The organism is Vibrio sp. zbq_1 (genome assembly GCF_043102935.1).
Lineage (GTDB): Bacteria > Pseudomonadota > Gammaproteobacteria > Enterobacterales > Vibrionaceae > Vibrio > Vibrio parahaemolyticus.
This window is the reverse complement of sequence record NZ_JBICJH010000042.1, coordinates 520007-541093: the sequence shown is the minus strand read 5'-3', so window position 1 is coordinate 541093 and position 21087 is coordinate 520007. Positions and strand designations below refer to the sequence as shown.

Here is a 21087-nt window from a genome sequence, read left to right as displayed (position 1 = left end):
GCTCATCAATGGTATTGGCAGGTTAGGGTATGGCACATCAGCTGGATGCATTGGATCTCAACTTAATGCGTTTATTAAAAGCCGTGGTGGAAAACCGCAGCATCAAGCTGGCCGCAATGCAGCTTGGCATTTCTCAACCGAGCGCCAGCCGCGGCGTAATGAAGCTTAAGCAAGTGTTTGATGACCCGCTATTTGTGCGTAAAGCGCATGGGGTAGAGCCATCTCCCATGGCGATTCGCCTTGCCGCCGAATTCGATAACATGATTGCACCACTGGAAAAAGTGGTGCAAGAGTTTGAAGTATTCGACCCTCAGCAATATCAAGGACAGATCGCGATTGTAACCGACCCTTATTTGATGGATGAACAAGGGCAGCGATTGCTAACTGGCTGCCATCGAGCGTTCCCTAAAGCGCACTTTGCCTTTTCCAGTTGGAACAGTTACTCGCACGATGAAATGCTCGAAGGTGAGCACGATTACTGCATTCTTGACCAAGAGACCGAACTGTCGAAAGACATTTACATGCGCCCGTTATTCGTTGAAAAACGAGTGATTTTGGCGCGTAAAAACCATCCGACCTTGTCGAAAGTCAGCAATGATTGGGACACGGTCTCCAAGCTGCCCCTTGTTTCTTTGCCTGCGCCCGCGTCATATAAACCGCTTTGTACCGTGGAGTCCGAGTATCGCCGCATGGGCTATGAGCCCGTGGTGTTATTGAAATCCTATAATTTGCGCGTGGCTTGCCAAATGCTGCAAGAAACCGACGCAATTATGTATGCCAGTCAAAGCTCGGCATTGTTGATGCCGGAACTGGCGTCTTACGCAATGCCACTCGTCAACCGTGAGTTCAGTCAGTTTGTGGTCTCTGGCGGTTTCCTTCAAACCAACCGCAACCATCCTTTGCACAGACACCTGCATAAAGTGGTGCGACAAACCCTCAATACGCCGCTGATTTTTACGCAGTGACGTCACTTTATGGCATCGGCTGAATGAGAGATTAGGTGCTTTAACCTTGCCAATATTGTGTGATTACATAGACAACTTACTTCTTAAGATATTCAAAAATGAATATCTCAATTACCTGTCTCTTTTTCCTACCCAGCGCTAACCTTATCTCAAATAGTCAGGAGAAGTGGCTCATTTTTATCTTTTTAACTTTTTGAATGTCGATACAGGTACGCGACATTCACCATTCTCCGTTATGCATTTTTTTAATTTCTGATGGAGGATTAATCATGCTAGTTGCACGTCTATTTTTATTGCTCGCCATCGTTGCCGAAGTGGCTGGCACCAGCACGATGTCTCTTATTGGACAAGGGCACGGGTGGTGGGGCTACATCGTAATGTATGTGCTGATCGCAATCTCTTACTACTTTCTCGCGTTTGCCGCGAAGAAAATATCGATCGGTGTGGCATACGCTGTCTGGGAAGGGTTGGGTATCTCGTTGATCACCGTGGTGTCGATCATCGCCTTTGATGCCAACTTAAACCATCAAGAGCTGTTTGGTTTGATGTTAGCCGTTGTCGGTATTGTGTGTGTGACTTTAGGGGAATCACATGATCAACCTAACGCCGAGAAAAACGCCGATAAACCGGCAAAAGAACGTTCATTTTCTGCTAGTACAAGGTGCGAATCATGAGTCAATTTTTTACGATGTCATTTGGATTTGTCGTGATGGCTGCCTTGGTCGATATCATGGCCAATATGGCGCTGACACGCTCAAAAGGTTTTAAATACAAAGGCTGGGGTATTGCGGCGATTGTGTTGGTACTGACAGCATTCACGCTGTTGGCACAAGCGGTTAAAGAGATCGACTTAGCCATTGCTTATGCTTCTTGGGGCGCGATCGGTATCTTGGGTACCGCAGTGGGTGGAGCCTTGCTGTTTAAGCAGAAACTCAAGCCAATCGGCTGGTTTGGTATCTTTGTGGTGATTGCTGCGGTCGTGGTGATGAAAACCGCTTAATCAAGCCAAACAAAAACAACGAAGACAAATACAAAGAGCGGAGTATCAAACTCCGCTCTTTTTGTTTTTCTGGCTTACACAATGAAGCTTGCGCCTTCTTCTGCGCTAGAGACGTTTTGGCGGATCACGCTAAACAAGCCTCGTCCCCAGGTTTGTTGGGTAGATTCGGTGTCGAAATGAATCAACTCGCGACCAGTGGTATCGCTTAAGTTGTTCAGTTCGCCCGTTTGGCAATCAAGGCGAATCAAATCGCCGTTGCGCACCAAACCAATCGCGCCACCACGAATGGCTTCTGGAGAAACATGAATCGCAGACGGAATTTTACCTGACGCGCCAGATAAACGACCGTCAGTAACCAGCGCCACTTTAAAGCCCGCTTTTTGCACGTTACCTAAAATTGGCATCAGCTTGTGCAGTTCAGGCATGCCGTTTGCCGCTGGGCCGTTGTGTGTGACCACAACGATGCAATCTTTGTTCAGCTCACCACGTTTGTACGCGGCTTCCGCTTCGTGTTGGCATTGGAATACGATCGCTGGTGCAACAATCACGCGTTGCTCTTCTTTCACCGCAGACACTTTCACCACGGCTTTGCCCAAGTTGCCAGTCAGTACGCGAGTGCCGCCAGTATTTTGGAAAGTGGCGTCCGGTTTGGCGATCACGTCACCGTCTTGGCTGCCTTGGCACGGTGTCCAAGTCAGTTGGCCATCGATAAGGCTCGGTAGCGTCATTTGGTCTTCAAATTCACCAAACACGGGTTTCACATCGCGATGTAAAAGCTCGGATTGGTTCAAGCGGTGCAATAACGCAGGCACGCCCCCCGCGTCTTGGAACGCGTTCATATCGGCTGGGCCGTTCGGGTAAACGCGAGCTAACAAAGGAACCACATCCGACAGATCGCTGATGTCTTGCCACGTGAGCAAGATGCCAGCAGCACGCGCCACGGCGATCATATGAATGGTGTGATTGGTGCTGCCGCCAGATGCAAGTAGAGCGATGATGCCGTTGACCAAGCTCTTTTCTGTGACCACCTCGGCCAGCGGACGGAAGTGTGCAGAACCCGCCGTCATTGAGGCGATTTTCAGAGCCGCGTGATCGGTTAACGCTTTACGCAGTTGGGTATGGGGATGAATGAATGCCGAACCTGGCAGCATCAAGCCCATGGCTTCGAACACCAACTGGTTGGTGTTGGCTGTGCCGTAAAACGTACACGTACCCGCAGAGTGGTAAGCGCGACACTCCATATCCAGCAGAGCGTCTTTGCCGACTTCACCCGCTGCGTATTTTTGGCGCACGTCGACTTTCTCTTCGTTGCTGATGCCCGTTGCCATCAGACCCGCTGGTACAAACGCAGTCGGTAGATGCGCGTAAGACAGCGCGCCCATCAGTTGCCCCGGGGCGATTTTGTCACAGATGCCAAGCAGTAATGTGGCATCAAAGACATTGTGACTCAAAGACAACGCCGTTGATTGCGCAATTAAGTCACGCGAAAACAGCGACATATCCATGCCTGCTTGACCTTGAGTTACCCCATCGCACATCGCTGGCACACAACCTGCGACTTGCGCTGTATGTCCGTAGTCCGCCAGCACTTGTTTGATTTGCGCTGGGTAGTCTTGGTACGGCTGGTGGGCGCTCAACATGTCGTTGTAGGCGCTGATCAGCGCGACATTGGCATGAGTAAAATCGAGAATATTTTTCTTTTCAGAAGAGCAAGAAGCGGCGACTGCATGGGCTAAGTTACCACAAGATAAACCAACACGGCCTTTGCCAGCTTCGGCTTGCACTTCGGTGCGAGCAAGAAACGCAGCGCGCGCTTCACGGCTGCGCTCGGTCAAACGTTGTGTGACCTCAAGAACAACAGAGTGAGTCATTACGCCACCTCGATCGCTTGCATTTTGATTAGCTCAGCGGCAGAGCGTTCCACCACGTCGCTGATGTCTCCGTCGATACTGACGATCAGAGTTTGAGGCTCGTTGTCTGGGCGCTCTAGCGTCTCGAATTGGCTCTTCACCATGTTTTCTTTCATGAAGTGGCCTTTGCGCATACGCATGCGATTAAGGATCAACTCCATATCGCCATCAAGGAACAGGAAGGTCACATTGTCGTTGCCTTCGCGGATCTGATCGCGGTAAATCTTTTTCAGTGCTGAACAGACAATAATGCCGTGTTCGTTTTTGCTTTCTAGGCTGTACGCCGCATCACGAATGCGTTCTAGCCATGGCTTGCGATCATCATCGTTCAGAGGCTGGCCCGATGCCATTTTCTGAATGTTCGCTCGTGGATGAAGATCATCACCATCAATGAATTTACGCCCTAGCTTTTTCGCTAGATGCTCACCAATTGTGCTTTTACCACTAGCACAAACGCCCATAACGATGACACTACTACCAGCCATAACTTATCCTCATAACCAAATTTGCGCGTGATCTCAATTTTTGAATTCACTTTAAAATATGGGTTTATCTTATTCATGTTATCGGTAACATGTTACCGATAACTGAAATAAATGTGAACCATAACACAAACAATAATTCTTAAAGGTGAACCTATGGAGCAATTAACCCAAGCCCCAGATCCTACGTTCCTACTGACGATTGCAGGCCTTGCCATTGCAGCGTTACTCGTTCTGATCATTAAACTGAAAGTCCATGCTTTTGCTTCCCTTACTATGGTGAGTTTAGGCACAGCAATCGCCACTGGCGTTCCTTCTGAGAAAGTCGTATCGACCATGATGGGCGGCTTCGGCGGCACACTGGCTTCCGTGGCATTACTGGTTGGTCTTGGTGCGATGATCGGTAAAATTCTTGAAGTGACTGGCGGTGCGAAAGTGCTGGCAGACACTTTGATTGGTCGCTTTGGTAAAGAGCGCGCACCATTTGCTTTGGGCGTCGCTTCATTACTGTTTGGCTTCCCAATCTTCTTCGATGCAGGCCTTGTGGTGATGATGCCAATCATCCTAAGTGTGGCGGCTCGTTTTGGTGGCTCGCCAATTAAATACGCGTTGCCTGCAGCCGGTGCTTTTGCGGTTATGCACGCGTTTGTTCCACCACATCCAGGTCCGGTTGCAGCTGCAGAATTCCTTGGCGCAAACATCGGTCTGCTATTGGTGGTGGGTATTTTGGTTGCTATTCCAACTTGGTACCTTGGCGCTTACCTATTTGGTTTGTACGCGGGCAAAAAATTCGATATCCCACTATCTAAAGCCTTCTTTAATGGCGAAGCGATGGTGGATGAGCGCAACGCACCAAAATTTGGCACGGTTATGACCATCCTTGTGCTGCCAGTCCTGCTAATCTGTTTGGATACGGTATTGAACACACTGGCGGTTGCAGGTTTGATTGATGGCAAAACGGCATTGGTTGAGTTCCTACGTATGCTAGGTAAAACCCCAGTCGCGTTGCTGATTACTTTGGTTGTCTGTCTGGCTGTGTTTGCCAAAGACTACGGCATGGCAAAACTAGAAAAATTGTGTGGTGAGTCATTGGCTCCAATCTGTGGCGTTATCCTAGTAACGGGTGCTGGTGGCATGTTTGGCGGCGTACTGCGCTCAAGCGGCATCGGTGATGCACTGGCTGACGTTCTTACAGATACAGGTATGCCTGTGATTGTGGCGGCGTTTGTGATTTCAACCTGTCTGCGTGTTGCTCAAGGCTCGGCAACCGTAGCGCTAACCACTACGGCAGCTCTTATCGCGCCAGTTGTGGCTGCATCAACAGGTTTGAGTGAACTAGACCTTTGCTTTATCGTAATCGCGATTGCGGGTGGTGCAACGGTACTGTCTCATTTCAATGACTCTGGTTTCTGGTTGGTATCTCGTCTGCTTGAGATGGATGAGAAAACCACATTAAAAACTTGGACGGTAATGGAAACGTTACTTGGCGGTATCGCGTTTATTATCGTCGCAACATTAAGCTTTATTCTTTAGAGGTTCCCCATGACAACACTTGAACAACGATTAAGAGAAATCAAAATCGTCCCAGTTATCGCAATCAACGACGTAGCACACGCTCTGCCACTGGCAAAAGTGTTGGTAGAAAACGGTTTACCATGTGCGGAAGTGACATTCCGCACCGAAGCGGCGGCGGAGTCGATTCGCATCATGCGTGAAGCGTACCCAGAACTGTTGATTGGCGCGGGCACCGTTCTGACCACAGAACAAGTGGATATCGCCATCGAAGCGGGCGTGGACTTTATCGTTAGCCCAGGCTTCAACCCAACCACAGTGAAATACTGTCAGCAACGTGGCGTGACTATCGTACCGGGTGTAAACAACCCAAGCTTGGTTGAGCAAGCGATGGAAATGGGTCTGCGTACGTTGAAGTTCTTCCCTGCTGAGCCATCAGGCGGCGTAAGCATGCTGAAAGCACTCACGGCGGTTTACCCAGTTGAATTCATGCCAACAGGTGGCGTAAGCCCATCCAACGTGGAAGATTACCTAGCGCTGAAATCGGTTGTAGCTTGTGGCGGTACTTGGATGGTGCCAACCGCAATGATGGACAACGGCGATTGGGAAGGTATTGCTGAATTGGTTCGCGCAGTTAAGTAAAACGCACAAACGGCTCCGAAATACCCCCGAACGTTAGAAAACGTGATACGAAAAAGGGTCATCAAGTTACTTGATGACCCTTTTGCTTTTGGAATGAAGCGGCTTTAGAAGTGATGCTTCATAAAGCGCTTAATAAAGCGAATGAAATCTGCTTCGGCTAGCTTCGCGCACTTCAATGTTTGGGCGTGAGACAATTCTACATCTCCCAAGCCTTCTGCCATGTTGGTGATTGCACATACTGCCAATACGGGGAAGCCGCAATGCGCCGCAGAAATCACTTCTGGCACGACCGACATGCCCACCACATCACCACCGATGATTTGCATCATGCGGATTTCGGCTGCGGTCTCAAAATTGGGGCCTGTGTAAGAGACAAACACACCTTCATTCAGGTGAATGCCATTGGCTTTGCCGACTTCAAACGCTTCTGCGCGCAGGTCTTTGTCGTACGCATTGGCGAGGCTGAAGAACCTCGGGCCGTACTCTTCATCATTCGGACCGATCATTGGAGATTCAGGCATGGTATTGATGTGGTCATGAAATACCACCAGAGAACCGACGTCGATGCGTTCAGGGCGAAGTGAGCCTGCCGCGTTGGTGACGAGCAGAAACTCACAGCCCAGCTTTTTAAAGGTGCGCACGGGCGTGGTCATGACCTTCATTGAGCCGTGTTCGTAGTAGTGACCGCGACCTTTCATGCACACTACGTCTACGCCGCCCATGGTACCAAGCACCAACTCACCAGAGTGGCCTTGCACGGTGCTAACCGGAAACCCTTCGAGCTCTTCGTATGGAATGACCACTTTGTCTTGTAGTTCGTCTGCCAATACGCCTAAGCCAGAGCCTAAAATAAACGCTGCTTTAGGTTGGAAGTTTGGTTTGCGTTCGCGAATGGTTTGTAGCGCGCCGATTACTGGATCCTGATTCATGTTAGTCACCTTCTGGTTGTGTGTTGATTCCATTGTGTGACTTTCTGCGCTGGTTATCTTTGCTTTATTCGCTACTATCATCCTTAAAAAGAGGATGATGAAATTCGCTAGGACTCAATGCATGAAGTCAGAACCATTTGAGCGCGTGACGCTGAAGATGCTGCGTTACTTTTACGAGGTCGCACAAACCAAGCATTTCACTAAGGCGGCCGAGAATCTCAATATCACCAATTCGCCGTTGAGCAATCGCATCAAAGAGTTGGAAGATGTGCTTAACGTCAAACTGTTTGAGCGTGATTCAAGAAACGTCATGCTGACGGAGGCCGGGCGATTGTTGGAGTCCAAATGCCAACTGATTTTTCAGACCTTGGATGTCTCGCTCAATCAAGTGCAGCAAGTGGGGTTGAACCAGAGAAATATCCTGCGAGTTGGTGTGGTAAGTAGCGCATTTTGGGGCGGATTTGATCGTCTGTTGCAGGGCTTCCATGCTGAGCATGACACTTATCACGCCGACATTTTTGACCTCAACCCAGAGACGCAAAAGAAGCATCTGAGTGAGAAGAAAATCGACGTGGGCATTGTACGTTTTGCCGATGCACTCAACATTTATCCGTATCAGTCGGTGTCTTTGGGCAAAGATGTGTTTGTGGTGGCGGTGTCGGAGCAACATGAGTTAGCCAGCAAATCTTTGCTGCGGCTCCAAGATTTAAAGACGTGTGAGTTTGCGTTTATGAGCTTGGCGAATTCTGCCTCGGCAAACTTCATCATCAATGCCTGTCTGCAAGAAGGCTTTTCACCCCATATTGGCAAACAAGTGGTGGAGCCAAGCACCTTGATGGCGTATGTAGCAAACAGCAATACCGTGACGTTGGTGCCGTCGACGTTTTCTCAGCATCATTGGCATGGGATTCGTTTTATCAAGCTGAAAGAGTCACTGCGTGCAGACTTGTGTCTGATTCATGACGGTAAGCAGGAGAGTGCTATCAAAGCCGAGTTTATTCGCACGTTATTGGAGAATGCGAGTTAAGCATGGGCAAACAAAAAAAGGTCATCCTAAGATGACCTTTTCAAATGATTCGCTGAAATCAGCAATGCGATTAGCGCGCAATTAACGCATCGTTACGAACTCTTCAGAGCCCGTTGGGTGGATAGCCACAACAGAGTCGAAGTCTGCTTTGGTTGCGCCCATCTTCATTGCTACGCCGAAGCCTTGGATCATTTCATCTACCGTGAAACCGATGCCGTGTAGACCAACAACCGTTTCTTCTTCGCCCGCACATACAAGCTTCATCTTACATGGTTGACGGTGCTTAGTAACGGCGGTGTACATCGCAGTAAAGCCAGACGTGTAGACTTTGATGTTGTCTTTGCCGTACTTCTCTTCCGCTTCTTGCGTTGTAAGACCGATAGTGCCGATTGGTGGGTGGCTAAATACCACAGTTGGTACCAAATCGTAGTCCATCTTCGCGTTTGGTTTATTGTTGAACAAACGCTCAGAAAGTTGACGACCCGCTTTCACTGCTACTGGCGTTAGCTCGATACCGCCTTCCATGATGTCACCCACACAGTAGATGCCTTTCACGTTGGTTTCTTGGTATTCGTCTACCTTAATGTAGCCTTTTTCGTTCGTTGCAACGCCAGTTGATGCTAGGTTGATTGCATCAGTTGCTGGGTGACGACCGATTGCCCAAATCAGTTGGTCAACGTTTTGGCTCTCACCGTTTTCTAGGTGCAGAGTTAGGCTGCCATCGGCTTCTTTTACCACTTCTTTTGGTACAGAATGGGTATGCAGTGTTGGGCCTTCTGCTTCCATTACTTCAACCAACGTATCGATGATCATTGGGTCGAAGCTACGCAGTGGTGACTCTTTACGTACGAACAGGTGCGTTTCTGTACCTAGTGCGTGCAGTACGCCAGCAATTTCAACTGCGATGTAGCCTGCGCCGACAACCGCAACGCGTTTTGGTTGCTCTGCTAGGTCGAAGAAGCCGTTTGAATCGATGCCGTATTCAGCGCCTGGAATGTTTGGAATAGTAGGACGACCACCCACCGCGATCAGGATGTGATCCGCAGTATAATGTTCACCGTTTACTTCTACGGTTTTCTCGTCAACAAACTTAGCAAAGCCTTTAATCACGTTTACTTTGTTGTTGCCAAGAACGCGATCGTAAGATTGGTGAATACGACCAATGTACGCCTGACGACTCTCAACCAGTTTGCTCCAGTCGAAACCTTTCACGTCGACATCAAAACCGTAATCTTCTGCGTACAGGTTCATTGCTTCTGCGATTTGTGCGCCGTGCCACATCACTTTCTTCGGTACACAACCTACGTTTACACAGGTACCACCGAGATCTTGAGCTTCGATTAGCGCAACTTTCGCGCCGTACATCGCCGCACGGTTTGCAGATGCGATGCCGCCACTGCCGCCACCGATACAGATATAGTCAAAATGAGTCGCCATTACTTTCTCCAAGAGCTTATAAATTTTATCTGGTACATAGATAGATTGGGATGACCTTGCCTGAACTCAATGCCACCGCTATCCCACTATCATAAATCGAATGTAACGAATTCCTAAATGGGAAAAAGTGACATTGCTTATGACAAATAGCGATGAGAGGTATAAAAAGAAGAATAAGCGCGCTCAGACGGCGGGGTTGAGAGCATAAAAAAGCGCAACGAGAATGTCGTTGCGCTGAGAGGTTTCAGTGCAGAAGTGCTTACTCTGGCACAATCCAGTCCACTTTCCAGTGGCCGGTAGCTGGTGCGATCGCGTCTTGCAGGAATGGCAGAATTTCTTTCATCTGGCTTTCCAGTTTCCACGGTGGGTTAATCACAATCATGCCGGATGCCGTCATGCCGCGCTCGTTGGTATCGGGTGCGACACCCAATTCGATTTGCAGAATCTTACGAATGCCGAGGCTCTCTAGACCTTCAATCATGTCTTCGATGTCGTGACGGTTTACCACTGGGTACCAAATCGCGTAGATGCCCGTTGCCCAACGTTTGTGGCTTTGGTAAATCGCTTGCACCACATCGCGGTACTCTTTTGCTAGCTCGTATGGCGGGTCAATCAGTACCAAGCCACGACGTTCTTGCGGTGGTAGGCTGCCTTTTAGACGCTTAAAGCCATCTTCTTTGTAGATGCTGACTTGGCGGTCGCGATGGAATTCTTGCTCCAGCAATGGGTGATCGGCTGGGTGCAGTTCTGTCAGCACCATGCGGTCTTGTGGGCGGATTTGCGCACGCGCCACGCGCGGTGAGCCTGGGTAGTAACGCAGCTTATCGCCGTTGTTGAGTGCTTTGATGGCATCGATGTAGCTTTTGATGTCTTCAGGAATGTTTGGGTTATCCCAAATACGTGCGATGCCTTGTTTGTATTCGCCCGTTTTCTCAGACCATTCGTGAGTCAGATCGTAACGGCCCACACCCGAGTGGGTATCGTGATAAACGAATGGCTTATCTTTTTGTTTCAGCGCATCAAGAATGAGGCTTTGAACGATGTGTTTGACCACGTCGGCATGGTTGCCAGCGTGGAAGCTGTGGCGGTAACTTAACAAATTAAACTCTCGAAACACTCTTTGGCTGAGTGTGGTCTGTGATTTCAGATACAATAAATTTTCGGTGTGTTGAGGGTATTATACCCAACATCCTTGCAGATGCAGAATCTCCGTTTGATTTTGCGCGACTTAAAATGCACTCACTATTGAAATCTCTTTAAGTCACCCATACTTACTAAACATATTGAACCTAAGTGGGATCGCAGTGCTCCAATAGAGTGCTCTGCCACTTAGGCAGAATAAGACTCAGGGACAGAGCAAGCTCTCGTTGATCATCCGGTCATCGCAGCATAGAGAAAGGGAACGGAGCTCCCCCAATCCATGTTGTCGGCTTACTTGTGCATTGGGTCCGCCTATTTTATGGGCAGTCATAGAGCCAAAACACAAAAGGAATTATTCATGTCTAATCCACTTCTAACGTTTACGGACCTACCTCCGTTTTCGCAAATCAAACCAGAACACATTAAACCTGCTGTCGAGCAGGCGATTGCAGATTGTCGCGCCAAAGTTGAAGAGGTGCTAAAAGACAACATCAACCCAACTTGGGAAAATGTGATTGCTCCTCTAGAAGAAATTGATGACCGTCTGAGCCGCATTTGGTCGCCAGTTGGTCACATGAACTCTGTGGTGAACAGCGAAGCTCTGCGTGAAGCGTACGAAAGCTGCCTACCAATTTTGTCGGAATACGGCACTTGGGTTGGTCAGCACAAAGGCCTGTACGAAGCGTACAAAACCATCAAAGCGAGCGAAGAATTTGCAACGCTAACGCGTGCCCAGCAGAAAACCATCACCGATGCGCTACGTGACTTCGAATTATCGGGCATCGGCTTGCCATCAGACGAGCAGCACCGTTACGGCGAGATCAGCAAACGCATGTCTGAACTGAGCTCTAAATTCTCCAACAATGTGCTGGATGCCACCATGGGTTGGACCAAGCACATCACGGATGAGAAAGACCTCGCGGGTATGCCAGAATCGGCGTTGGCAGCAGCGAAAGCTGCCGCAGAAGCAAAAGAGCTCGATGGCTACCTGATCACGCTGGATATCCCATCTTACCTACCTGTCATGACGTACTGCGACAACCAAGAGTTGCGTAAAGAAGTGTACGAAGCGTACGTGACGCGTGCTTCTGATCGTGGTCCAAACGCAGGCAAATGGGACAACTCAGAAATCATTACTGAGCAGCTAAAACTGCGTCATGAAATCGCACGCATGCTGGGCTTCAACACCTTCAGTGAGAAGTCGTTGGCGACCAAAATGGCAGAAACTCCGGCTCAAGTGCTTGGTTTCCTAAATGACTTAGCGACACGTGCGAAACCGCAGGGTGAGCGCGAAATTGAAGAGTTGCGTCAGTTTACTAAGGGCGAATTTGGCGTTGAAGAGCTGAACGTGTGGGATATCGCTTACTACAGCGAGAAGCAAAAACAGCACTTGTTCCAAATCTCGGACGAAGAGCTGCGCCCATACTTCCCAGAGTCAAAAGTCGTGAGCGGTCTGTTTGAAGTGTTAAACCGCGTGTTTGGCATGACCGTTACTGAGCGTGAAGGCGTAGACACTTGGCACGAATCTGTGCGCTTTTTCGATATCTTTGATGCTGAAGGCACACTCCGTGGCAGTTTCTACCTAGATCTCTACGCTCGTGAACACAAACGTGGCGGCGCGTGGATGGATGACTGTCGTGGTCGTCGTATTACGTTATCTGGTGAACTGCAAACGCCGGTTGCGTACCTAACCTGTAACTTCAACCGTCCAGTAGGCGACAAGCCAGCACTGTTTACGCACGATGAAGTTGTGACACTTTTCCATGAATTTGGTCACGGCATCCACCACATGCTGACGCAGGTAGAAACTGGCGCGGTATCAGGCATTAATGGCGTACCTTGGGATGCGGTTGAGCTACCAAGTCAGTTCCTAGAAAACTGGTGTTGGGAAGAAGACGCGCTGGCGTTCATTTCTGGTCACTACGAAACGGGCGAGCCGCTACCAAAAGTGATGCTAGACAAAATGCTCGCGGCGAAAAACTTCCAATCTGCGATGGGTATTTTGCGTCAGCTAGAATTCGGCTTGTTCGACTTCACGCTTCATACTGAATATGACCCAGAAGTGGGTGCACGTGTGCTGGAAACCTTGGCAGAAGTGAAAGAGAAAGTGGCAGTTGTTCCAGCGGTTGAGTGGGCGCGTTTCTCACACAGCTTCGGTCACATCTTCGCTGGTGGTTACAGCGCGGGTTACTACAGCTACCTATGGGCAGAAGTGTTGTCGTCAGACGCATTCTCTCGTTTTGAAGAAGAAGGTATCTTCAACAAAGAGACGGGTCAAAGCTTCCTGAACAACATTCTAGAAATGGGTGGCAGTGAAGAGCCAATGGAGCTGTTTAAGCGCTTCCGTGGTCGTGAACCACAAATCGATGCACTGCTGCGCCATTCGGGTATTGCGGCGTAAATTGAGCAAAAAACACCAAGGCCAACCGTTCGGTTGGCCTTTTTTGTACATTTTTTATAAAAAAATTTACGGATTCACGTTGCGGTTGATCGGGTTTTGCAACGATATCAATGTCTCCGTGGACTGAACCTCATCAATGGCTTGCAGCTTATCAATCAGCACAAATTGCAGCTCTTCAATCGATTTGCACATCAATTTGACGAATATGTTATACGCGCCTGTGGTGTAGTAAGCTTCCACTACCTCATCGAGAGCATTGAGTTTTTCTAACGCGGAATGGTAGTCACGCGCCGCGTTAAGGTTAATACCAATAAAGCAACACACATCGTAGCCGAGCTTCTTGGTATTTACGATCACCTCCGTACCCTCGATTATGTCAGCCGATTTCATTTTCTCGATACGCACATGAATGGTGGCAGGGCTGACATCGAACTGCTTAGCCATTTCGGCGTAAGGCGTTCTGGCGTCTGCCATTAGTGTTTTTAAGATTGCGCGGTCAAGGTCGTCGAGTTTCGGCAGGCTCGCATTCATACTATTATTTCCGTTGGGTATGAGAGTTACGTCTCTTTTATACTCACAGCGGACACGATTCACAAGGTTTGGCAGGGGTAACTGCGGGTTAACTCCGATGCTATGGAGAGAATGTGCAGCGTTTTCTGATTTTGGTCGCCTTATTCTGGAGTGCATGTGCCTGGAGTGAACTGACACTTGCTCAAGAGCCGAAGGTGCTTGTCGTCCATTCTTATCACCAAGGATTCTTTTGGACGGATTCCATTCAGCGCGGGATCGATCAACAACTCGATGACCGCGAGATGGACATGCGAGTTTTATACTTGGATTCCAAGCGTAACCAGAGCGAGCAGTTTTTTACCCAGCTAGAATCGCTCTATCGCACTAAGTTGAGCGATGAGCGTTTTGATGCCATTTTGGTGACGGATAACAATGCATTGGAATTGATGCAACACTTGGCGCCGCTGATCAAAGACACGCCAGTGATTTTCTGTGGCATCAACAATTACCGTCCTTCCTTTCATCAATCACTTAACGCAACCGGCGTGATTGAGAACGTCGATTTAGAAGCGAACTTAGCGCTGATCGAGCGTTTGCATCCAGACAACAAGCAGATTTACATCATCAGTGATCATTCGGTGACTGGTGCGATACTTCGCGACGAGATTGACGATTTTATCCAACAACATGACCGTTATCGCAACAAGATCACTCAACTTGTCCCTGACAATGTTGAAGCATTGAAGAAAAAAATCGCTCAACTCAATAAAGAAAATGTGGTGCTGTTTTGGACTTACTACCGCGACAAAGATGGCGTGGTCGGCAGCGAACGTGACTGGATTCAGATCAACAAGGCCTCCAACGCGCCATTGTTTATGGTACACGATGTAGGATTGGGTCATGGCGCGGTGGGCGGCGTGATTCAAAGCGGTTATCGCCAAGGTGTTGAAGCGGCTAGATTACTTGAACAGGTGCTCGACCACCCACAAGAACCATTACCTCCGGTGGTGAATGGCGATTCTGAAATCAAGCTCGATTACCAAGCGGTCGTGCGCTGGGGGTTGGGCGCCGAGCAAGAATCCTCGGCGGTCTTTTTTAATAAGCCGATGGAATTTTCGGAGCGTTTCGCCAAAGAAATTCGCTTGTTTGGCAGTTTGTTCGTGTTGATGCTGGTGGCCATTTTGCTACTGAGCTACTACTTGCAACGCATTCGTCGCAGCGAGACGGCTGCTCGTGAAAGCCAGGCGATTTTAGAGTCCATTTTTGACCAAAGTATGCAGTACATGGGGATTTTGGATAAACATGGTTTGCTTAAATCTGGCAACGATCGTCTGCAATCTTTGCTCTATCATCAGGAATTACGCTTAGATAAGCCACTTTGGCTACATCAAAACTGGAGTGAGCAAGCACGCCACGCGATCGCCGATTATTTTGACGCACCGCAGCAACAAGTTTCGACATTTGAAGCCGAAATCTGGAGCAAAGAGCACGGCTCTATGGTACTCGAAATTTCCTTAAAGCCGTTCTCCCAGCAGGTAGGCAAACAAAAGCAGTATCTGTTTGAGGCGCGTGATATCACCAGCCGTAAGTTGATGGAAGATAAGCTCTATCAGCGTGAGTCGAGCTTGCGTAATTACTACGAGCAGCAGCCCGTGATGATGGTGACGCTCGACAGCAACAACCGCATCCAAGAAGTGAACCGATTCGCGCAACTGTTATTGGGCTACGAGCCGATTGAGATGCTCGGCCATCGCCTGCGAGAGTTCTATCTTGATGACAAAGCACTGTTCCCACGCCAGGTGTTGTTACAACCGAGTCATCAAGTTCATGATGTGTGGCGACGTGAAATCGAGTATCGCCATGCTGACGGGCACAGTGTTTGGGTACGCGAAAACATTCGACCGCTCAACGATTCCGATCAGTTGCTGATTGTGGGTGAAGACATTTCAGAGACTAAACTTTTGGCTGAGAAGTTAGAGTATCAGGCGCGTTATGACTTATTGACGGGGACATACAACCGCAACCACTTTGAGTTGGAGTTGAAAACCGCGCTGCGTGAAGTGGATAGCCACCGCCGAGTGCATGCGATGTTGTACCTCGATCTCGACCAGTTGACAGTGCTTAATGACACCGTTGGGCACGATGCGGGCGATGCCGCGATTCAATTTTGCGCCAGCATGTTGGAAGAGGTGCTGCCATACAATTCCGTGCTTGCGCGAATGGGCGGCGATGAATTTGCGGTGCTACTGAAAGATTGCGATGAGTATGGCGCGATCAATATTGCGAAGGTGATTATCTCCACATTGGGTGAGCACCTGTTTATCTGGGAAGACACACGCTTATTCATCAGTTGCTCGGTCGGCATTCGTATCATCGACCACACGGCAGAAACGCCGCAAATGGTGCACGCGCAAGCGGATTCGGCGTGCCATGCGGCGAAAGAGCAGGGGCGTAACCGTTACAATCTGTTCAGCTTAGACAATGAAGAGCTGCAGCGTCGTCAGATGGAAATGCAGAGCGTCAATTTGGTGCACGAGGCGTTATCCAATCAGCGCTTGGAGCTGTTTGCTCAGCGAGTGATGAATTTGCAGTCGCCAGAGTCGCTGATGTATTTTGAGATTTTGGTGCGTATTCGTGACGCGCAGGGTAACTACGTCTCTCCGGCGATTTTCATTCCCGCTTCCGAGCGTTATAACATTGCGCATTGGATTGATAAGCAAGTGATCAACCAAGCGCTTGAATGGTTCGAACAGCGACCAGACGTAGTGGAAAAGTTGGGGCGTTGCTCGATTAACCTTTCTGGTCAATCCATGGGGAATCAGGAATTTATCGATTTTCTTTTCGAACGATTGAAAAACTCGACCATGCCGTGCGAAAAAATCTGTTTAGAAATCACAGAGACGGCGGCCATGGGCAATTTAGATCAAGCCATCGACTTTTTCACCAGAGCCAAATCGCTCGGCTGTATGATTGCGCTGGACGATTTTGGCTCGGGCTTGTCTTCTTTTGGTTACTTGAAGAAACTTCCTGTAGATATCGTGAAAATTGATGGCCTTTTCGTGCGAGATATCGACGTGAATGAAATGGACCGAGTGATGGTTCGCTCCATCAATGATTTGGCGAAGCAGCTTGGCAAAGTAACGGTGGCGGAATTTGTCGAAAACGAACAAGTCATGCAGCACTTGATCGACCTTGGTGTGGATTACGGGCAAGGTTATGGCATTGGTCACCCGAAACCGTTGGCAGAATTGGTCGAGAATCTCTCTTCGCTTTAACCTTGGCATCTCGCCGCCAATCTAGCTTTTAGAGGTAACTTGGGTATACACTCAGCGCCAGTTACCTCGATTTTTATTGGAGCCTCCTTTTGCAACTGCAATTGATCTGTGAAGACCCGTCTCAACAATTTCATCTCGACGAACTGGCTGCGCGTTGGCAGCTTTCTCACTCTGACGAGAGCGACTTTGCTTTGGTGCTGACTGCGGAGCGTTTAGAGCTGCGTAAAGTCGATGAGCCTAAGCTCGGTGCGATTTTTGTCGATTTGATTGGTGGCGCGGTGGGTCATCGCCGTAAATTCGGTGGCGGCAAAGGGCAAGCGATCGCAAAAGCCGCAGGCTTGAACAAAGGTGCGACCCCAACCGTGTTAGACGGCACTGCAGGCCTTGGTCGTGATGCGTTCGTGCTCGCATCGCTAGGTTGTAAAGTGAAGATGGTCGAGCGTCACCCAGTTGTGGCGGCCTTGTTGGATGACGGTTTGGCTCGCGCGAAACAAGACCCAGAAATCGGCACGTGGGTATCTGAGCGTATGTCGCTGATCCATGCCTCCAGCCATGATGCGCTGGATCAACTGGCGCAAGACCGCGAGTTTGTAAAACCGGATGTGGTGTATCTCGACCCGATGTACCCACACCCAGAAAACAAAAAGAAATCCGCGTTGGTGAAAAAAGAGATGCGCGTCTTCCAATCTTTGGTGGGAGCGGATTTGGATGCTGATGGATTGCTCGAACCTGCTCTGGCGTTGGCAACGAAACGCGTGGTGGTTAAGCGCCCGGACTACGCGAACTGGCTGAACGAGCAAAAGCCAAGCATGGCGATTGAAACCAAAAAGAACCGTTTCGACGTCTACGTCAAAGCCTCGATGGCATAACCTCCTGACTCGCAAAAACTTCTCGTCACAGCATTGAACCAAGTGCTGTGACGCTGCCATTCTTTCCTGCACACTATTGATAGTTTTCACTTGCTAATTCGACACTCTGACTGTATATCTAACTAAGAATTATTATTATTTCACTTATTGTGATGCTGTCGATAATTGGGAAGCTGGAGTAGTCGAATGTCTAAACGCTTATGTAAGATGAACCGCAAACAAATTGCGGCCAACTTGGGTGACATTCACCGTTTGGTCGTCGCACCTAAGTTCGTTTGTCGCTCTTGTGCACGCTCTTCCGCTTCTAAAGACTCATTGTGTAAGCCTGCCGCAATTCCTCCACAAAAATGCCAAGACAAGCCGTTAAACGAGCAACAAGCATGCGGTCTGTTAGCTGAAGCGCTGCCTGCGCAATCCATTTCCGTCACGCCAAAACACAGCGCAGAAAAGGCGGCGATCGTGAAACGTGTGGTCGAGCGAGTGAAAGAGAAGAAACAAGCCGCGAAAGTGGTGACACCAGTGTCGATGGCGGCTCCTGCACTGTTTGATTTGGCCGATAAAAAAGCGCTTAAGAAAGCGAAAAAGGCACTGAAAAAACACTACAAACAGCAGAAAAAGCTGCTAAAAGTGGCAAAAAAGCAGCAGAAGTTGCTCAAGCGTCAACGCAAACTGGAAGCCCGCAATGCGAAGTTGGAAGTGTTGTTACCAACGCCGCCTAATGCGTTGATGGGCGTAAGCTCGCAAGCCAAAGTGCATTAATTGAATTAAAAAAACGCTCTCCAGTTGGAGAGCGTTTTTTATTGATGGAATATGTGTTGAGAAAGGCGCGCTACTTATTGGCATAGCTCATTTCAACGCGTTTTTTCACCCACGTTTCGTTAATCCATAGCGATAGCATGATGATCGCGCCGCCAATCGCGAGGCGCACGATGTCGACGTCTCGGTTCCAAATTACGATATTCACAATTAAGCCTGCTGGCACTAACGCGTTGTTCATTACCGCTAACGCGCCGGCATTCACTAAGGTTGCCCCTTTGTTCCACGCAAAGTAACCAAAGCCTGATGCAATCAAACCAAGGTAGGTCAAAATGCCCCATTGGGTTGCGGTGGTTGGCAGTTTGTCGAGGTTGCCCATGAGCGCGAAAGCCACGGTTGCTACACAAAGCGCACCCAAGTAGAAGTAACCAAACACGGTGTGCTGTGGTAAATCGACGGGCTCACTTTCCATGATGTATTTGTAGCCCACCTGACCGATGGCAAAACAGAGGTTCGCCCCTTGCACGACCAAAAAGCCCATTAGGAAGTTTTCGTTAATGCCAGCGAATTTGATCCATGCGGCCCCCGCGACTGCGATCAGCGCGGTGACTAAATACCAAGGCGAAAAACGACCTTTCAGGAAGTCGTAAATCAGCGTCACATAAATCGGTGTGAATACAGTGAACAGCAACACTTCTGGAACAGAAAGGAGTAAGAAAGACTGGTAGTAGAAGCAGTACATCAAACCGAGCTGAAAGCCGCCGACGATCATTAGTTTCGCGATCAGAGATTTGCTTACGCCGCGGAATTTAAGGAAAGGAATGAATACAACGCTGGCCAGTGCCACACGCATGAACACGGAGAACCAAGAATCAACCTGACCAGCAAGGTAAACGCCGATCAGGCTGAATGAAAATGCCCAAAGCAGGGTAACTGCGGATAGATAAGCCATAGATGAGAATCTTTATCAACAACAAATGTGCCCGCAGTCTAACCAAGTTTTAACGTCGCGCCAATCAGTCTTTTAGCGGTACGACCAGCATATCGACTGGTGAACAGTTAATCAGTTGACGAGTTGAAGAGAGAATCTTGCTCCAGAAATCTTGGTGATGACCACAAACCACTAAATCGATACTGTAATCTTTGATGGTGTCGCACAACTCGTTACTTAAATCACCACTGCCGACTAAAGTATGAGTGATTGGGTATTGAGCGTACTCCGCAAAGTTTGCCAATTGGGTACGAGACGCTTCCATCGCTTGATGCTGCGCTTCTGCCATGTTGATATCGATAAGCCCGGTGTAGAGCTCTGCGTAATTCACGTCGATGTGAATAAAAGAGACTTTCGCATCCAGAGGTTTAGCCAGTGATACGGCTTTCTTAATCAACACTTTACTGTCGTCTGAAAGGTCGACTGCCACAAGTATGTGTTTGTAACTCATATTGCTATCTCCTTGTAAGGTCGTATACCTAAGCAACCTCGAACTGACCTCAGTGCCAAGGCCCTGACTTCGACATTTATGAAGTCACTTGGGTATAGTTTCAGATTAGCACTAACCCTTGAGAAATTTTGCCGAAGTGATCTCATATCATTATTGTAGGTACAAAGTCTTGTCTCAGTAATCATGTTATAGTGGTGTAAAACGCATGCACATAAATAGGAGTTAACATGCTGTCTCAAACTATGGTCGAACAATTGAATGAGCAAATTAACCTAGAATTTTTCTCATCCAATCTATACTTACAAATGAGTGCTTGGTGTGAAGACAAAGGTTTTGAAGGTGCGGCTGAATTTTTACGTGCACACGCCGTAGAAGAGATGGAGCACATGCAACGCCTTTTCACGTATGTGAGTGAAACTGGCTCAATGCCTATCCTAGGCGCGATTGAAGCACCAAAACATGATTTCGCAAGCCTAGGTGATGTTTTCCGTGAAACCTACGAACATGAGCAAATGATCACGGAAAAAATCAATAAATTGGCGCATGTTGCATTTACAAGCCAAGACTACTCAACGTTTAACTTCCTACAGTGGTACGTGTCAGAACAGCACGAAGAAGAGAAGTTGTTTAAAGGGATTTTAGATAAGATCGAATTGGTTGGTGAGGACGGCAAAGCATTGTTCTTCATCGACAAAGATCTAGCTCAAATGGCGAAAGAAGGTTCATCTTCAATCATGGGTGCTCCAGCTGCGTAAAGCGTTCTCAACGCGATAAGTAGCGGTTAAAAGAC

At 48.7% G+C, this 21087-nt stretch carries 19 protein-coding genes; 11 read left to right on the top strand and 8 right to left on the bottom strand.

Features of this window, described 5'->3' with window-relative positions:
• The first annotated feature begins 29 nt into the window (after positions 1-29).
• From ACF8CV_RS22240 to ACF8CV_RS22230, 3 genes are all read left to right on the top strand, one after another.
• Positions 30-965: a LysR family transcriptional regulator gene (locus tag ACF8CV_RS22240; RefSeq protein WP_005455215.1), complete on the top strand. Its 936-nt coding sequence runs from the start codon at positions 30-32 to the stop codon at positions 963-965.
• 269 nt (positions 966-1234) lie between these two features.
• A complete protein-coding gene (locus ACF8CV_RS22235; protein WP_005455212.1) occupies positions 1235-1639 on the top strand; it encodes an SMR family transporter in 405 nt (134 codons plus the stop codon).
• Positions 1636-1965, top strand: coding sequence for an SMR family transporter (locus ACF8CV_RS22230; protein ID WP_005478614.1), 330 nt, complete (start codon positions 1636-1638; stop codon positions 1963-1965). Before ACF8CV_RS22235 ends, ACF8CV_RS22230 begins: the two co-directional genes overlap by 4 nt.
• 74 nt (positions 1966-2039) lie before the next feature.
• On the opposite strand, the gene edd is transcribed toward ACF8CV_RS22230, so the two are convergent.
• On the bottom strand, positions 2040-3836 hold the full coding sequence (edd, locus tag ACF8CV_RS22225) for a phosphogluconate dehydratase (protein ID WP_138938318.1): 1797 nt from the start codon (positions 3834-3836) through the stop codon (positions 2040-2042).
• The gene (locus ACF8CV_RS22220; RefSeq protein WP_005467756.1) at positions 3836-4360 is read right to left on the bottom strand and encodes a gluconokinase; all 525 of its coding nucleotides are present in this window, start codon (positions 4358-4360) and stop codon (positions 3836-3838) included. The genes edd and ACF8CV_RS22220 overlap by 1 nt, the downstream gene beginning before the upstream one ends.
• Positions 4361-4513: 153 nt before the next feature.
• Here ACF8CV_RS22220 and ACF8CV_RS22215 point away from each other — a divergent pair, with 153 nt between their 5' ends.
• Both ACF8CV_RS22215 and ACF8CV_RS22210 read left to right on the top strand, forming a co-directional pair.
• Positions 4514-5890, top strand: coding sequence for a GntP family permease (locus ACF8CV_RS22215; RefSeq protein WP_021486891.1), 1377 nt, complete (start codon positions 4514-4516; stop codon positions 5888-5890).
• A gap of 9 nt (positions 5891-5899) precedes the next feature.
• Positions 5900-6511, top strand: coding sequence for a bifunctional 4-hydroxy-2-oxoglutarate aldolase/2-dehydro-3-deoxy-phosphogluconate aldolase (locus ACF8CV_RS22210; RefSeq protein ID WP_005379148.1), 612 nt, complete (start codon positions 5900-5902; stop codon positions 6509-6511).
• Positions 6512-6615: 104 nt separating this feature from the next.
• On the opposite strand, the gene xapA is transcribed toward ACF8CV_RS22210, so the two are convergent.
• On the bottom strand, positions 6616-7440 hold the full coding sequence (xapA, locus tag ACF8CV_RS22205; RefSeq protein WP_171055977.1) for a xanthosine phosphorylase: 825 nt from the start codon (positions 7438-7440) through the stop codon (positions 6616-6618).
• A 121-nt stretch (positions 7441-7561) separates the two neighbouring features.
• On the opposite strand from xapA, the gene ACF8CV_RS22200 reads away from it, so the two are divergent.
• Positions 7562-8467, top strand: coding sequence for a LysR family transcriptional regulator (locus ACF8CV_RS22200; protein WP_171055969.1), 906 nt, complete (start codon positions 7562-7564; stop codon positions 8465-8467).
• 81 nt (positions 8468-8548) lie between these two features.
• Here ACF8CV_RS22200 and gorA read toward each other — a convergent pair whose 3' ends face one another.
• Together gorA and ACF8CV_RS22190 are read right to left on the bottom strand one after the other, a co-directional pair.
• Positions 8549-9904: a glutathione-disulfide reductase gene (gorA, locus tag ACF8CV_RS22195; protein ID WP_005478739.1), complete on the bottom strand. Its 1356-nt coding sequence runs from the start codon at positions 9902-9904 to the stop codon at positions 8549-8551.
• A gap of 259 nt (positions 9905-10163) precedes the next feature.
• Positions 10164-11003 (bottom strand): 23S rRNA (adenine(2030)-N(6))-methyltransferase RlmJ, encoded by an 840-nt coding sequence (locus tag ACF8CV_RS22190; protein WP_005478729.1) that lies wholly within the window; start codon positions 11001-11003, stop codon positions 10164-10166.
• A gap of 399 nt (positions 11004-11402) precedes the next feature.
• On the opposite strand from ACF8CV_RS22190, the gene prlC reads away from it, so the two are divergent.
• The gene (gene prlC, locus ACF8CV_RS22185) at positions 11403-13445 is read left to right on the top strand and encodes an oligopeptidase A (protein WP_208871005.1); all 2043 of its coding nucleotides are present in this window, start codon (positions 11403-11405) and stop codon (positions 13443-13445) included.
• A 66-nt stretch (positions 13446-13511) separates the two neighbouring features.
• Here the strand turns inward: prlC and asnC are convergent, their stop codons facing one another.
• The gene (asnC, locus tag ACF8CV_RS22180; protein WP_005465258.1) at positions 13512-13976 is read right to left on the bottom strand and encodes a transcriptional regulator AsnC; all 465 of its coding nucleotides are present in this window, start codon (positions 13974-13976) and stop codon (positions 13512-13514) included.
• Between the two features lie 113 nt (positions 13977-14089).
• On the opposite strand from asnC, the gene ACF8CV_RS22175 reads away from it, so the two are divergent.
• The 3 genes from ACF8CV_RS22175 (at position 14090) to ACF8CV_RS22165 (ending at position 18858) form a co-directional block, all read left to right on the top strand.
• On the top strand, positions 14090-17230 hold the full coding sequence (locus ACF8CV_RS22175) for an EAL domain-containing protein (RefSeq protein ID WP_238988913.1): 3141 nt from the start codon (positions 14090-14092) through the stop codon (positions 17228-17230).
• Positions 17231-17319: 89 nt separating this feature from the next.
• Positions 17320-18099, top strand: a complete 780-nt coding sequence (locus ACF8CV_RS22170) for a class I SAM-dependent methyltransferase (RefSeq protein WP_140328451.1) — start codon at positions 17320-17322, stop codon at positions 18097-18099.
• Between the two features lie 186 nt (positions 18100-18285).
• Entirely contained in the window at positions 18286-18858 is a 573-nt protein-coding gene (locus tag ACF8CV_RS22165) for a hypothetical protein (protein ID WP_005478648.1), read from the top strand.
• Positions 18859-18928: 70 nt separating this feature from the next.
• Here ACF8CV_RS22165 and ACF8CV_RS22160 read toward each other — a convergent pair whose 3' ends face one another.
• Both ACF8CV_RS22160 and uspA read right to left on the bottom strand, forming a co-directional pair.
• Positions 18929-19807, bottom strand: coding sequence for a carboxylate/amino acid/amine transporter (locus ACF8CV_RS22160; RefSeq protein ID WP_005467602.1), 879 nt, complete (start codon positions 19805-19807; stop codon positions 18929-18931).
• A gap of 64 nt (positions 19808-19871) precedes the next feature.
• Positions 19872-20297 (bottom strand): universal stress protein UspA, encoded by a 426-nt coding sequence (gene uspA / locus ACF8CV_RS22155; protein WP_005467601.1) that lies wholly within the window; start codon positions 20295-20297, stop codon positions 19872-19874.
• A gap of 227 nt (positions 20298-20524) precedes the next feature.
• Here uspA and ftnA point away from each other — a divergent pair, with 227 nt between their 5' ends.
• Entirely contained in the window at positions 20525-21052 is a 528-nt protein-coding gene (gene ftnA, locus ACF8CV_RS22150) for a non-heme ferritin (RefSeq protein WP_005467599.1), read from the top strand.
• The last annotated feature ends 35 nt before the right edge of the window (positions 21053-21087 follow it).

Coding starts and splice junctions, on each gene's coding strand:
- edd (WP_138938318.1), bottom strand. CDS start 3,836: ATGACTCACTCTGTTGTTCTTGAGGTCACACAACGTTTGACCGAGCGC.
- prlC (WP_208871005.1), top strand. CDS start 11,403: ATGTCTAATCCACTTCTAACGTTTACGGACCTACCTCCGTTTTCGCAA.
- ACF8CV_RS22165 (WP_005478648.1), top strand. CDS start 18,286: ATGTCTAAACGCTTATGTAAGATGAACCGCAAACAAATTGCGGCCAAC.
- ACF8CV_RS22230 (WP_005478614.1), top strand. CDS start 1,636: ATGAGTCAATTTTTTACGATGTCATTTGGATTTGTCGTGATGGCTGCC.
- ACF8CV_RS22220 (WP_005467756.1), bottom strand. CDS start 4,360: ATGGCTGGTAGTAGTGTCATCGTTATGGGCGTTTGTGCTAGTGGTAAA.
- asnC (WP_005465258.1), bottom strand. CDS start 13,976: ATGAATGCGAGCCTGCCGAAACTCGACGACCTTGACCGCGCAATCTTA.
- uspA (WP_005467601.1), bottom strand. CDS start 20,297: ATGAGTTACAAACACATACTTGTGGCAGTCGACCTTTCAGACGACAGT.
- ACF8CV_RS22200 (WP_171055969.1), top strand. CDS start 7,562: ATGAAGTCAGAACCATTTGAGCGCGTGACGCTGAAGATGCTGCGTTAC.
- ACF8CV_RS22160 (WP_005467602.1), bottom strand. CDS start 19,807: ATGGCTTATCTATCCGCAGTTACCCTGCTTTGGGCATTTTCATTCAGC.
- xapA (WP_171055977.1), bottom strand. CDS start 7,440: ATGAATCAGGATCCAGTAATCGGCGCGCTACAAACCATTCGCGAACGC.
- ACF8CV_RS22210 (WP_005379148.1), top strand. CDS start 5,900: ATGACAACACTTGAACAACGATTAAGAGAAATCAAAATCGTCCCAGTT.
- ACF8CV_RS22235 (WP_005455212.1), top strand. CDS start 1,235: ATGCTAGTTGCACGTCTATTTTTATTGCTCGCCATCGTTGCCGAAGTG.
- gorA (WP_005478739.1), bottom strand. CDS start 9,904: ATGGCGACTCATTTTGACTATATCTGTATCGGTGGCGGCAGTGGCGGC.
- ACF8CV_RS22215 (WP_021486891.1), top strand. CDS start 4,514: ATGGAGCAATTAACCCAAGCCCCAGATCCTACGTTCCTACTGACGATT.
- ACF8CV_RS22240 (WP_005455215.1), top strand. CDS start 30: ATGGCACATCAGCTGGATGCATTGGATCTCAACTTAATGCGTTTATTA.
- ftnA (WP_005467599.1), top strand. CDS start 20,525: ATGCTGTCTCAAACTATGGTCGAACAATTGAATGAGCAAATTAACCTA.